This is a genomic window from Sphaerimonospora thailandensis, assembly GCF_016863115.1.
In the GTDB taxonomy this organism is placed as follows: Bacteria; Actinomycetota; Actinomycetes; order Streptosporangiales; family Streptosporangiaceae; genus Sphaerimonospora; species Sphaerimonospora cavernae.
Window position 1 is genome coordinate 76,451 of the sequence record NZ_BOOG01000010.1, and the last position, 12,649, is coordinate 89,099.

Consider the following 12,649-nt stretch of genomic DNA (forward strand, 5'->3'; position numbering starts at 1 on the left):
CCGAACCCCGACACGATCTCGCCATGAGCCTACTGCGCCGCTCCCCCACCTTTTCGAGGCGAGAAAAGCGAGCTAGAAATGGATATGACCAAGTGGACGAAGGGCTTATCGGTTGCGACGGCGACGATAGCGCTGACGGGTGCTCTCCCAACTCTCCCGGCCGAGGCCACGAGTTCGGCACAGCCGACGTCGATATCTGTCTCGTCACATGCCCTGGGAGAGGCCGTCAATCTCAAGCTCACCGAGAAGACCCGTCACAAGCTCGCCGACGCCTTCTGGAATCAGTACTACGGGAAATATCAGCCGCGACCCAGCCGCAGCAAGGTGGACGGGCCGAAGAACGTCTACTACGGGAAGATCAAAGGTGCGACCCGCGCGAAGGACGTGTACTGGGCGGTCGGCAACATCGGCATCAAGGGCGACCCGGTCAGCTATCAGGACGGCCCGCACGTGTGGCGCAAGCGTGGTCACGGTGCCTGGTCGTACCGGGGTGACACCGGCGGCTGCCTGAACAAGGCGCCGAAGGCACTGCTGAAGATATGGCACCTGTCCTACCTGTGGTGCCACTACTCCTGACGGCATGGCACCTGTCGGCATGCGTTCAGAGCCGTGACCATCGGGCCGGAGCCACGTCCGCGTGAAGTGCGCGACGCGGCTCCGGGCGGATGACATCAGGCGTTGGTGGGGAAGCCCAGGTTGACGCCGCCGTGTGAGGGGTCGAGCCAGCGCGAGGTGACGACCTTGCCCCTGGTGTAGAAGTGGACCCCCTCGGTGCCGTGGACGTGCGTGTCCCCGAAGAGGGAGTCCTTCCAGCCGCCGAAGCTGTAGAACGCCATCGGCACCGGGATCGGCACGTTGATGCCGATCATGCCGACCTCGACCTCGTTCTGGAAGCGCCGGGCCGCACCGCCGTCGTTGGTGAAGATCGCTGTGCCGTTGCCGTACTCACCGGAGTTGATGAGCCGCAGGCCCTCCTCGTACGACCGGACACGAACGATCGACAGCACCGGGCCGAAGATCTCCTCCCGATGAACGCGGGACCCCGGCGCCACGTGGTCGAGCACCGTGGGCCCGATCCAGAAGCCGTTCCCCCGGCCCCCGGTGACCGGCGTCTCCCGGCCGTCCACGACGATCTTGGCCCCCTCCTGGACGCCGATGTCGAGATAGGAGGCGACCTTGTCGCGGTGGGCGGCGGTGACGAGGGGGCCCATCTCCGAGGTCGGGTCGTCACCCGGGCCGATCACGAGGTTCCGCACCCGGGAGACGATCTTCTCCACGAGCTCGTCGCCGACGGGATCCACGGCGAGCACGACCGAGATCGCCATGCACCGCTCGCCGGCGGAGCCGAAGCCTGCCGAGACGGCCGAGTCGGCGACCAGGTCGAGATCGGCGTCGGGCAGGACGAGCATGTGGTTCTTCGCCCCGCCGAGCGCCTGCACCCGCTTGCCGTGCGCGGTGCCGGTCTCGTACACGTATCGGGCGATCGGGGTCGAGCCGACGAACGACACGGCCTTCACGTCCGGGTGCGCCAGCAGCCGGTCCACCGCGACCTTGTCGCCCTGGACGACGTTGAACACGCCGTCCGGCAGCCCCGCGCGCTGCCACAGCTCCGCGATCAGCAGCGAAGCGGAGGGGTCCCGCTCCGACGGCTTGAGCACGAACGTGTTCCCGCAGGCGATGGCGACCGGGAACATCCACATCGGCACCATGGCCGGGAAGTTGAACGGAGCGATCCCGGCGACCACGCCGAGCGGCTGGCGGATCGAGTACGAGTCGACCCGGGTCGAGACGTTCTCGGAGAACCCGCCCTTGAGCAGATGCGGGATGCCGCAGGCGAACTCGACGACCTCCAGGCCGCGGGCCACCTCGCCGAGCGCGTCCGAGTGCACCTTGCCGTGCTCGGAGCTGATCAGCGCGGCGACCTCGTCACGGTGCCGGTCGAGCAGCTCACGGAAGCGGAAGAGGATCTGGGTCCGCTTCGTCAATGACGTGTCGCGCCAGGCCGGGAACGCGCGGGCGGCCGCGGCCACCGCCGCGTCGACCTCCTCGACGGTCGCCAGGACCACCTGTCCGTCGACCTCACCGACGGCCGGGTTGAAGATGTCCGCGGCCCCTCCTGCGCCGCCGGTGCGGGCGCCGTCGATCCAGTGGTTAACGAGCTTCGTCATTGATGGTCTCCAGAGCGGTGACGAGGATGCCCAGCCCCTCACGGGCCTCGTCTTCGGTGAGCGTGAGCGGCGGGGCCATCCGCAGAGCGTTGCCGTAGAGGCCGCCCTTGCCGATGAGCAGGCCGAGCTTCTTGGTCTCCTCCATGAAGCGTACGGCGAGCGCGGGGGCCGGCGCCCCGGTGGCGGGATCGACCAGCTCGACGGCGAACATCAACCCCTTGCCCCGTACGTCGCCGACGACGGGCAGGCGGGTCGCGGCCTCGCGCAGGCCGCCGATGATGATCTCACCGGTCCTGGCGGCGTTGGCCTGCAGGTCATGATCGAGCACGTAGTCGAGGGTCGCCCCGGCCGCCGCCATCGAGATCGGGTTGCCGCCGAACGTGGCGACGCCGGCGGCGTGCGGGCCGTCCATCAGGTCACCCCTGGCGACCACGCCGCCGACCGCGAAGCCGTTCCCCAGGCCCTTGGCGAACGTCATCATGTCGGGGGTCACGCCGTGGTTGTGGATGCCGAAGAACGCCGAGCCGGTACGGCCCCAGCCCGTCTGGACCTCGTCGGAGACGAACAGGATGCCCTCCTCGTCGAGGACCTCCTTGTAGGCGGCGAACAGGCCGTCGGGGGCCATCGTGAAGCCGCCGACGCCCTGGATCGGCTCGGCGATCAGCGCGGCGACGTCCTTGGTTACGGCGGTGGCGAGCACGTGGCGCAGGTCGTCGACGCACGCCGCGATGTAGTCGGCGTCCGACATCCCGCGGAACTGGGCGAGGTGCTGGTCCGTGCCGTGCAGGAAGTGCACGTTCAGCGGTGAGAGCGAGTTGTTCTTCCAGGAGCGGTTGGAGGTGACGCTGATCGCGCCGAACGATCTGCCGTGGTAGCTCTGCCGCATGGCGAGCACCTGGTCGGATCCACGCGCGTACGTCGCCAGCAGCAGGGCGGTCTCGTTCGCCTCTGTGCCGGAGTTGGTGAAGAACACCTTCGCGTCCGGGATGCCCGACAGCCGGGCGATCTTCTCGGCCAGCTCGATCTGCCCGCGGAGGAGGTAGACCGTGGAGGTGTGCACCACCCCGGTGGCGAGCTGCCGTTCCACGGCCTCCCGCACCTCGGGGATGTCGTACCCGATCATGTTGGTCAGGATGCCCGCGAAGAAGTCGAGATAGCTCTTCCCGGAGGCGTCGACGACACGGTTGCCCTTGCCGCTGACGATCTCGATGGGCTCGTCGTAGTACAGGCCTGCCCAGTTGGGCATGACCGCGCGGTGGCGGGCGAGCAGACCATCGGTCTGCGACATCGGTGTGGAATTGGGCGAGTCCGGCATGCTTCGAGTATCCCTGCTGCTAGGAGTAATGGCACACCCGTCAACATGTCGCCGTTTTTCAAGCTGACCTTACAGTTCGATAGATGCCCGCATCTCCTCACGACGAGGCGACGGGTTGCGGTTCGGGAGTGGGCCGTACGGCGGGCCCGCCGCGCAGGACCAGCAGGGCGACCACCGCGGCGAGCAGGCAGAAGCCGGCGCCGATCCACGAGCCGAACGACATCGCCGACACGAACGCCTCCCTCGCGGTCCGGGCGGTCCCCGCGTCGCCGAGCCGGAGCGCCACCTCGATCGACTCCCGGGCCGCGCCGGGAGCGCTCTCGGGCATGCCCGCGGTGTAGACCCCGGCGAGCACGCTGCCCAGCACGGCGATGCCGAGCGCCGACCCGGTCTGCTGCACGGTGTCGTTGAGCGCGGAACCCACCCCCGCCTGCTCAGGCGGCACCGCCCCCATCAGCGTGGCGTACGCCGCGGGCCCCGCGAGACCCCCGCCCACTCCGATGACCAGCAGCGCGGCGACCAGCATGCCGTACCCGTCGGCCGGGCCGATGGAGGCGAGCACGCCGAAACCGAGCGCCACGACGGCCATGCCGGTCACGACGAGGGTCCGGTTGCTGACCCGCTGGCCGAGCCCGGCGCCCACGGCGTTGAACAGCGCGGCGGAGACGGCGTACGGCAGCAGCGCCAGCCCCGCTCGCATCGGCCCGTAGCCCAGCACGAACTGCAGGTGCTGGGTGAGCATGAGCAGCACCGCCCCGACGCCGAACGACATCAGGACGATCGAGAACGACGCGCCGCTGAAGTTTCGGTCGCGGAACAGGCCGAGCGGCAGCATCGGATGCGCGCAGCGGCGCTCCCAGAGCACGAACGCGCCCAGCACGAGCACGGCCACCGCCGCGCCGGCCGACACCCGCGTCGAGGTCCAGCCCTCCCTGGGGCCCTCGATGAACACGAAGACCAGCGCGGTCATGCCGACGACGGACAGCAGCACGCCGAGCGGGTCGAGGTCGCGGGCCGGGCCACGCGACTCGGGCATCAGCGCGACGGCGGCGGCGATCGCGACGACCGCGATCGGCACGTTGAGCAGGAACACCGATCCCCACCAGAAGTGCTCGAGCAGGAAGCCGCCCAACGTGGGACCGGCGATCACGCCGAGCATGGCCACGGCGCTCCAGGCGGCGATCGCCTTGCGCCGCTCGGCGTCGTCGAAGACCGTGATCAGGATCGACAGCGTGCTCGGCATCAGGATCGAGCCGCCGATCCCCATCAGCGCACGGGCGCCGATCAACTGCCACGGCTCGGTGACCAGAGTGGCCACCAGCGAGGCGCCGCCGAACAGCGTCAGACCGACGATCAGGAAACGCCTGCGGCCGTACCGGTCGGACAGGCTGCCCGCGGTGAGCAGCAGTCCGGCGAAGACCAGGATGTAGGCGTCGATGATCCACTGGATGTCGGCGGGGCTCGCCCCCAGGTCGCGCATGAGAGACGGGATCGCCAGGTTGAGCACGGTGTTGTCCACGACGAGCACCAGCAGGCTCAGGCAGAGCACGCTGAGGATCCACCAGCGGCGGGGATGGGACACGGGATCTCTCCTTCTTGTAAGTCTTCTGGGCTCGTACAGCGTTCGATCCGAGACTCGCACACTGTACGGCATTTCTCGTACGGCGTGCGAGGAAATATGCTGGGGCGATGTCGGCGAAGCCCTTCTCCTCCGTCTGGGCCCGCGAGCGCAAGGAGCGGCGTGAGCAGGGACTCAGCCGTGACCAGATCGTCCGTGCCGCTATCGAGTTGCTCGATGAGGAGGGGCTCGACGGGCTCAGCATGCGCAAGCTCGGCGCGCGGCTCGGCGCCGGCGCGACCAGCCTCTACTGGCACGTTGCCAACAAGGACGAGTTACTGGAGCTGACCCTCGACGAGATCTACGGCGAGGTGCACGTGCCGGCGGACGCGAACTGGCGCGAAACCGCCGGGGCCGTCGCCTGGGGCCTGCGCGGGATGATCATCGCGCACCCGTGGTGCATCGGGGTCATCGGCGTGCTGCCCAGCCTCGGCCCGAACGCGATGACGGCGGTGGACCGGCTGGTGGGAGCATGCCGGCGAGCCGGGTTCCAGGGCGACGACATCGACTACGCGTTCACGGCCGTCTTCTCCTACGCCCTCGGCTCCGGCCTGCCCGAGGCGGCCTGGCGCGGCGCGAACAGGCGGTCCGGCGAGAGCCTGGGCGAGGCCCAGACCGCGATCCGCCCCATGGTGGAGCGGCTGGCCGAGCATTTTCCCAACGTGCTCGAGCGTTTCACGGCGTGCTCCTCGGCCGGCTTCGATCCCGCCACGGCGGCGCAGGTGGGCTTCGACTACGGTCTGCTGGCACTCCTCGACGGTCTGGACGCACGGCGGCTGGATCCGCAGCGGCGGCCGCCCGGCCGCGGAAGCCGTCGCGTGGACGACACCCCGTGCGAGAACAGGCGTGCGACCGGGGATGAGACCACACCTGAGACGATCGCCGGGTCGTGAGCGGCCAAGCTCAAGACCGCGTCCCGGAGTTCCATCTTGTCATTCGAGGTCGCATCTGCTTTACATAATGATCAGGTAGCCTCGTGGGCATGTTACCGACGGTCGCCGACGTGCTCGCGCTGGACACGGTACGGCGCGGCAACCCGCATGTGGTCGCGGGCGCCGACCGGCTGGACACCCGGGTTCGCTGGGTCCACGTGGGTGAGATCGCCGACATCGCGCATCTGCTGCGCGGTGGCGAGCTCGTGCTGACCACGGGCGTCGCCCTGCCGGGCGAGCCGGGAAAGCTCGCCGCATACGTCTCCGACCTGGCCGCCGTCGGCGCCTCGGGCCTGATCGTCGAGCTGGGCCGCAGGTTCGTACGCGAGCTGCCCCCTGCCGTCGTCAAGGCCGCCGAGGAGCACGGGCTTCCCCTGATCACCCTGGCGCGGGAGACGCCGTTCGTCCAGATCACCGAGTCGGTCCACGCGCGGATCATCGACATCCAACTGCAGGAGCTGCGGGCCTCCGAACAACTCCACGAGGTGTTCACCGAGCTGTCCGTCGAGGGCGCCGCCCCGGCCGAGGTCCTCGGCCAGGTGGCCCGCTTCTCCGGCCGCCCGGTCCTGCTGGAGAACCTGGCCCACCAGGTCCTCGCGTGCGATGCCGCCGGAGCCGACACCGGCGTCATCCTGGCCAACTGGGAGACGCGGTCCCGCTCGGTCTCGCCCACGGAGCGGACGGCCTACGACGCCACGGCCGGCTGGCTGGTCACGATGGTCGGCGCCCGTGGGCAGGACTGGGGACGACTGATCATGTTCTGTGACGCCCCGCCCACCCCTCACGACATCGTGCTGACCGAGCGCGCGGCGACGACGCTCGCCCTCGGCCGGCTGATCGAGCGGCACCAGGAGTCCCTTGAGCGGCAGGCACACGGCACGATAATCGCGGGCATTCTGACCCACGCCTTCTCCGATCCCGACGAGGCGGCAGCCCGGGCCCGCGCGGTCGGCGTGCCGCTCACCGGCCGCCGGCTGATCAGCGCCGTGGTCCGGCTCACCGCGCCACCCGGCACCGCGCTCGGCGAGCAGGCCCGGCTCGGCGAGTTGGCCGAGGCGACGGCCGCCGCCTGCCGGGAAGTCAGGTTCCCCGCGCTGGTCGGCGCGCTCGACCAGAGCCGGGTCGGCGTGCTGCTGCCCCTCCCGCCGCGCACGGCGGCCGAGGCGACGCTCGGTGCGCTGGCCGAGCGCCTACGCGCCGCCTTCACCTCTCCGTTCGTGCTGGCCGCCGGGTCCGTGGTCGAGTCGGTCAAGGACGTACGGCGCAGCTTCCTGGAGGCCGAGCAGGTCGCGGAGGTGGCGGTGCGCCAGCCCGACGGCCGGGCGTTCTACCGCCTGCCGGACCTGCGGCTGCGCGGCCTGCTGCATCTGCTGCGCGACGACGCCCGGCTGCAGACGTTCGCCGAGCGCGAGTTGAGCACGCTTCTGGCGCACGACGCCCAGCGGCACGGCGACCTGACCAGGATCCTGCGGATCTACCTCGACGCGGGACGCAACAAGGCGGTCGCCGCCCAGAAGGCGCACCTGTCCCGGCCCGCCTTCTACGATCGGCTGCGGCGGCTGGAACGTGTCCTCGAAACCGACCTGGACGACGTGGAGTCGTGTCTTTCCCTGCACGTCGCCCTGCTGGCCCTGGAGACGTTCCGCCGCGAGAACCCCTGACCGCTCAGCTGCTCTTGATCGCTTCAGATGCTCTGGCCGCCGTCGATGACGAAGTCCTGCCCGGTGCAGTAGCTGCTGGCGTCGCTGGCCAGGAAGGCGATGAGGGCGGACACCTCGTCCGGCCGGCCGGCCCGGGGGATCGGCTGGCCCGCCACCGAGCCGCGTCCCGCCCGGGTCTCCTCGGAGATCATCTGCGTGTCGATCGCCCCGGGACACACGCAGTTGACCCGGATCCCGTGAACACCCAGCTCCTTGGCGGCCGAACGGGTGGCGCCGCGCAGCGCCCACTTGGACGCTCCGTACGCGATGGCCGCCGCGTACCCGCTCAGGGCCGCCGTGGAGGCGACGTTGATGATCGAGCCGCCGCGGTCTCGCATGAGCGGCACGACGCGCTGCATGCCGAGCAGCGGACCGACCAGGTTCACGGCCAGAGCTGCTTCGATCTCACCGCGCGGCAGTCCCTCCAGGGCGCCCAGCCGGTACAGCCCGGCGTTGTTCACCAGCACGTCCACCCGGCCGAAGGCCTCACGGGTGCGTGCCAGCGCCTCATCCCAGGCTTCCTCGCTGCTGACGTCCAGGGCGACGGCGAGGCTCTCTCCAGAAAGCCCGCCGGCCGCGGCGGCCACGGCTTCCTGTTGAAGATCGGCGAGCACCACCCGCGCGCCCAGGCGCGAGCACAGCCGGGCATGCTCGGCGCCCTGACCTCCCGCCGCACCGGTGATGAACACGACCCTGTCGTCCAGCCGCACCAACGGATCAGTCACAGCAGCCCCTCCCAAGAGACAAATCGATCGATCTGACAACCACGTGGTTCACTGACCAGCCCTGCCGAAGTACGCGTCGCGGATCACGTGGAGGTCGTCGACGCCGCCGGCCCGGGCCGGCAGGACGACCCTGCCCATGTCGATCACGGCGACGTGGTCGGCCACCCGTACGGACGCCTCGATCCGTCGCCCCAGCATGCACGAGGCGGAGCTGGATGAGCAAGCGTTAGGTCAGGCATGTTTCGCCATAGCTCTTGAGAAGCGAGGCAGCGCCTTGGCCCTCATCCACCACGTCGGCATCACCATCTCCGACCTGGAGCGATCACACGACTTCTACGTACGGCTACTGGGCATGTCGCACCTGGCCGACGCAGCTCAGCACTTCATGAGGCGCAGTCGTTGAGCTCCGGCAACTCGACAGCGTAGGTGACGCGCCGCGACGATGAGCGGCGCGTAGATGGAACACCGGAAGTCAGATCTGCATCCCCGGGTATAAAAGCTATGACACCGGCCACTCTGCGTAGGCTCGTACTCACGGGGCGAATCGTGTTTGCTCGAAGAGTGCAGCGCAGAGTCGAACCTCAAGTCAGCCCGGCGATCGTCGTGCGCGCCCTGTCCGCCCGTTTCCCCAAGTGGACGATCTGGTGGGGCCAGGCCACGATGCGCTACTGGGGCATGTCCCGCCGCCGCAACGGCACCCTGATCCACGTCGAGGCCCGATCCGCCCAGGACTTCGTACGGCAGGCCCGGGAGATCGACACCCAAACGCCCTAGACGTACCATTCGTCCCGAAAATCGACTATTTACGCCGATCATTCGTTTTATGAGGCTTTTCCGGGAACTCGGGGTCAATTCTGTTGCTTTTTCGGGGTTTTACCGCATCTTGCGCGCTGTTCTCGCCACGATGGTCCAACCAAGGATCATCACGCGGAGAGAGGGAACGCATGAGACGCCGCCTGGCCATGGCAGCCACCGCCTTGGCCGTGACGATGACCACCTTCTCGGCTCCGGCACTCGCCGATTCCGTCGCCGGCCTTCCGACGACGGAGTTCCCCCTCGGCGTACCGGGGATCCCGAAGTCGGCGGCCAAGAGCCTCGCCCCCGGCATCAGCTATTTCGTGCTGAAACACGGCAAGTCGGAGGACGGCTACACCGTGAGCGTGGTGGTCGCGGGCAAGGACTTCATGTCCGAGACCACCGCCCAGGCTCAGGCGGAGGCGGTCCAGGCGGCAGGACTGGAACCCACAATCGTGAAGTTCACCCGGCCCGCCGTGGCCGACTTCCCGGCGGCCGACTACTGGATGGTACGCGTAGGCAACTGGCCGCTGGACGAGAAGGCCGAGGCGGCCAAGGTCGTCAAACAGCTCAAGGAAGCCGGCATATCCGCCAAGGTCGACTGGCAGGGTGACGACGGGTTCGCCACCACCGGCCCGTGGAGCATCCGGGTCATCACCGTCGACCCTCGGACGTTCCGGGGGTCGTTCCAGTCCTCGCTCGGCAAGAGCACCGCCAAGCGGGAGAAGGTCTCGGAAATGGCCACTTCGGCCAAGGCCATCGCCGCGGTCAACGGCGGGTTCTTCGACATCCACACCCTGCCGGCATTCCGCGGGGATCCCACCGGGATCTCGGTCGTGGACGGCAAACTACTCAGCGAGGCGGTACCCGGCCGCGTCGGGCTGGTGCTCCAGGGGCGTACGGCACGCATCACCGAACTGTCCTCCATGGTGGTCGCACGGCCGAGCAGCGGATCCGCCGTACAGGTGACCGGCGTGAACCGCGTACCCAAACCGGACGAGCTCGTCATGTACACCGAGGAACTCGGCCGGGCGACACCAAAGGACGACGGCGCCGAGGCCGTGCTGGACGCATCGGGCCAGGTTGTGGCGGTCCGCTCGGCGGGGGGCAAGGTCGCCCCGGGTACCCGGGTGCTGCACGGCGTCGGCGCCGCGGCGGACTGGCTGTGGGAATACGCCACGGAAGGCTCGACCATCCGGGTCACGACGACGGTCACGGACCTGAGGACCAGGAGGACCATCCCGCTGACCCCGCAGACCAACATCATCGGTGGAGCGATCGGCCTCGTCCGCGGCGGCCACATCTCGATCACCGCCTCTCGCGACGGCATGGCGAACGTCAACATGATCGTGCGGCGTCACCCGCGCACGCTCGCCGGAGTCACGAGCCGCGGCAAGCTGATCATCGCGGTCGTCGACGGACGCGCTCCCGGCAAGACGGTCGGCGCATCCTTCTTCGAGGCGGCCGCGCTCATGAAGTGGCTGGGCGCGCGTGACGCGATCAATCTCGATGGCGGCGGCTCAACCGCGATGGTGATCGGCAAGAAGGTCGTCAACCACCCGTCCGACGGCGCCGAGCGAGCCGTCGGAGACGCGCTGCTCATCGTCGGCCCCAGCGCCCGCTGACCTTACCCGGCTCAGGTGATCCTGGGGCGACCTCCCGGCGCCGCCCCAGGATCACCAATGATCGATGACAGAGCGTGCTTCGAAAGGGCCGAGGCGATCAAACGGCCGCGACAAGCCGGGCGATGGCGTCGTCATCGCAGGTGTCCCAGAACGCGCCGACGACATCCTCGAGATGGTCGAGCGAGGCCGCCGCGAACAGCACCTCCTGATATTTTGTGATGTCGTACTGCGTGGTGCCCATCGCGGAAAGATCGAGCGGACGGATGTCCATCCCGCGAAACTCCTCAATCTCGCCATAGGAGCTGAGGATGCCCGCGCCGTACGCCTTGAGCTCGGCCCCCTCCCACATGACGCCGAACTCCAGGGTGAACCAGAACACCTTGGAGACGAACTCCAACGCCTCATCCGTCTCCACTCGACGTGCCGCCCGACCCGCCAACCGGTACAGCTCGGCGAAACGGGATGACGCGAGCGTGTTCGCGTGCCCGATCACCTCATGGATGATGTCCGGTTCCGGGGTGTAAAAGGGCACCGAGTGGTGCCGGATGTACTGGGTGGAGTGGAACAGGCCATCCGCCAGCACACCGTAGAAATCCCGCAGCGGGACCAGCCCCGCCGCCGGCAGGTAACGGAATCCGGTGATCGGCGCAAGCAGTTCGCCGACCTCCTGGAGCTGCGGTACGCGATCCCTGGGCAGACCCAGTCGTTCAGCCGCGTCGAGGAACTCCCGCACCGCGTACGTACGGTGCTTCACCGCCAGCTCGCTGGTGACGAGCGCCCAGACGTGGTGCTCCTCGGCGGTGTAGTCGACATGCGGAATGGGCTCCCCCCGCGTGTGGTTGAGCGCCAGCGCGGCGATCGCGTTACGACGCTCGCGATAGACGGCGTCCGCGAACCCCGGATGGCTCTTGGCCAGTTCGACGACAACGGATCCGTCGTCACGCGTCTCTACCGGAGCGAAGTACTGTGCTTCCTCGAACATACTTCTATATGACAGCAAGATGCGGTTTGGCTGGCAAGAGTGACCAATCAAAGTGGGCGAGATGCTCAATATCAGGTGATCTTTGGGATCTTCACTGGTCGATTCGATCAGAGAAGCGTACTCTCGAACCCATGCTGGATTCGCTCGACAGCCGCCTGCTTGTCGCCATGCGCGCCAACCCCAGAATCGGACTCACCGAACTCGCCCGACTGCTCGGCGTCGCCCGAGGCACAGTCCAGGCAAGGCTGGAGAAGCTCACCGGGCGCGGAGTGATCAGCGACTTCGGACCCACCGTCGTGCCCGAGGAGATCGGTTACCCAATCCTCGCCTTCGCTTCCCTTCAGATCGCTCAGGGCAAGCTCACCGAGGCCGTACACACCCTGGCCGAGATCCCTGAGATCCTGGAGGTATACGGCACCAGCGGCCAGGCCGACCTGCTCTGCCGGGTTGTCGCACACAGCACGCCTCACCTACAGGAGATCATCGCGCGGATTCTCGCATCCCCGGCTATCCAGCGAACCGACACGACGATCGCGCTCTCCACCCAGATCCCCTTCCGTATCGAACCCCTCCTGAGCGCTGCTGTCAGGGGATAGAACGGCGGCGGCGAAGGCGAATTGATCAAGTAGTGACAAGACGCATCAACTAACCCACCAAGACTTCGCCACGCCGACAGCGGGCCCCGATGGTGGCTGGGGCCTGGCGATCGGTGGGGCCTGGTGGACACGGGAACGGGCGGGAACGAGCAAGCGCCCCGGCCGACCACCGGCACAGACCAGCCCAGAACCC

At 68.3% G+C, this 12,649-nt stretch carries 13 protein-coding genes; 7 read left to right on the forward strand and 6 right to left on the reverse strand.

What is annotated here, in order from left to right:
• Nucleotides 1-84: 84 nt before the first annotated feature.
• Nucleotides 85-576, forward strand: coding sequence for a hypothetical protein (locus tag Mth01_RS05190; RefSeq protein WP_204012093.1), 492 nt, complete (start codon nucleotides 85-87; stop codon nucleotides 574-576).
• A 95-nt stretch (nucleotides 577-671) separates the two neighbouring features.
• Here the strand turns inward: Mth01_RS05190 and Mth01_RS05195 are convergent, their stop codons facing one another.
• The 3 genes from Mth01_RS05195 to Mth01_RS05205 all read right to left on the reverse strand — a co-directional run bounded on the left by Mth01_RS05195 (nucleotide 672) and on the right by Mth01_RS05205 (nucleotide 5,065).
• Nucleotides 672-2,168, reverse strand: coding sequence for a CoA-acylating methylmalonate-semialdehyde dehydrogenase (locus Mth01_RS05195; protein WP_204012095.1), 1,497 nt, complete (start codon nucleotides 2,166-2,168; stop codon nucleotides 672-674).
• The gene (locus tag Mth01_RS05200; RefSeq protein ID WP_407695921.1) at nucleotides 2,152-3,414 is read right to left on the reverse strand and encodes an aspartate aminotransferase family protein; all 1,263 of its coding nucleotides are present in this window, start codon (nucleotides 3,412-3,414) and stop codon (nucleotides 2,152-2,154) included. The genes Mth01_RS05195 and Mth01_RS05200 overlap by 17 nt, the downstream gene beginning before the upstream one ends.
• A gap of 166 nt (nucleotides 3,415-3,580) precedes the next feature.
• Complete coding sequence (locus Mth01_RS05205; RefSeq protein WP_239089372.1) at nucleotides 3,581-5,065, reverse strand: MFS transporter; 1,485 nt, start codon at nucleotides 5,063-5,065, stop codon at nucleotides 3,581-3,583.
• 107 nt (nucleotides 5,066-5,172) lie between these two features.
• Here Mth01_RS05205 and Mth01_RS05210 point away from each other — a divergent pair, with 107 nt between their 5' ends.
• Together Mth01_RS05210 and Mth01_RS05215 are read left to right on the forward strand one after the other, a co-directional pair.
• Nucleotides 5,173-5,994, forward strand: coding sequence for a TetR/AcrR family transcriptional regulator (locus Mth01_RS05210; protein ID WP_204012101.1), 822 nt, complete (start codon nucleotides 5,173-5,175; stop codon nucleotides 5,992-5,994).
• An 89-nt stretch (nucleotides 5,995-6,083) separates the two neighbouring features.
• Complete coding sequence (locus Mth01_RS05215; protein WP_204012104.1) at nucleotides 6,084-7,694, forward strand: PucR family transcriptional regulator; 1,611 nt, start codon at nucleotides 6,084-6,086, stop codon at nucleotides 7,692-7,694.
• A gap of 23 nt (nucleotides 7,695-7,717) precedes the next feature.
• Here Mth01_RS05215 and Mth01_RS05220 read toward each other — a convergent pair whose 3' ends face one another.
• Both Mth01_RS05220 and Mth01_RS05225 read right to left on the reverse strand, forming a co-directional pair.
• Nucleotides 7,718-8,458, reverse strand: a complete 741-nt coding sequence (locus Mth01_RS05220; protein WP_204012107.1) for an SDR family NAD(P)-dependent oxidoreductase — start codon at nucleotides 8,456-8,458, stop codon at nucleotides 7,718-7,720.
• A 48-nt stretch (nucleotides 8,459-8,506) separates the two neighbouring features.
• Entirely contained in the window at nucleotides 8,507-8,656 is a 150-nt protein-coding gene (locus tag Mth01_RS05225; protein ID WP_204012109.1) for a hypothetical protein, read from the reverse strand.
• Between the two features lie 76 nt (nucleotides 8,657-8,732).
• On the opposite strand from Mth01_RS05225, the gene Mth01_RS05230 reads away from it, so the two are divergent.
• From Mth01_RS05230 to Mth01_RS05240, 3 genes are all read left to right on the forward strand, one after another.
• Nucleotides 8,733-8,861 carry a VOC family protein gene (locus Mth01_RS05230; RefSeq protein ID WP_204012111.1) on the forward strand — a complete coding sequence of 43 codons (129 nt, stop codon included), beginning with the start codon at nucleotides 8,733-8,735 and terminating at the stop codon, nucleotides 8,859-8,861.
• Between the two features lie 143 nt (nucleotides 8,862-9,004).
• On the forward strand, nucleotides 9,005-9,232 hold the full coding sequence (locus Mth01_RS05235; RefSeq protein ID WP_204012113.1) for a hypothetical protein: 228 nt from the start codon (nucleotides 9,005-9,007) through the stop codon (nucleotides 9,230-9,232).
• A 170-nt stretch (nucleotides 9,233-9,402) separates the two neighbouring features.
• Nucleotides 9,403-10,878 carry a phosphodiester glycosidase family protein gene (locus tag Mth01_RS05240; protein WP_204012115.1) on the forward strand — a complete coding sequence of 492 codons (1,476 nt, stop codon included), beginning with the start codon at nucleotides 9,403-9,405 and terminating at the stop codon, nucleotides 10,876-10,878.
• A 97-nt stretch (nucleotides 10,879-10,975) separates the two neighbouring features.
• Here the strand turns inward: Mth01_RS05240 and Mth01_RS05245 are convergent, their stop codons facing one another.
• Nucleotides 10,976-11,860 carry a phenylalanine 4-monooxygenase gene (locus tag Mth01_RS05245; RefSeq protein WP_204012116.1) on the reverse strand — a complete coding sequence of 295 codons (885 nt, stop codon included), beginning with the start codon at nucleotides 11,858-11,860 and terminating at the stop codon, nucleotides 10,976-10,978.
• A 131-nt stretch (nucleotides 11,861-11,991) separates the two neighbouring features.
• Between Mth01_RS05245 and Mth01_RS05250 the strand changes: the two genes are divergently transcribed.
• Nucleotides 11,992-12,456, forward strand: coding sequence for an Lrp/AsnC family transcriptional regulator (locus Mth01_RS05250; protein WP_204012125.1), 465 nt, complete (start codon nucleotides 11,992-11,994; stop codon nucleotides 12,454-12,456).
• The last annotated feature ends 193 nt before the right edge of the window (nucleotides 12,457-12,649 follow it).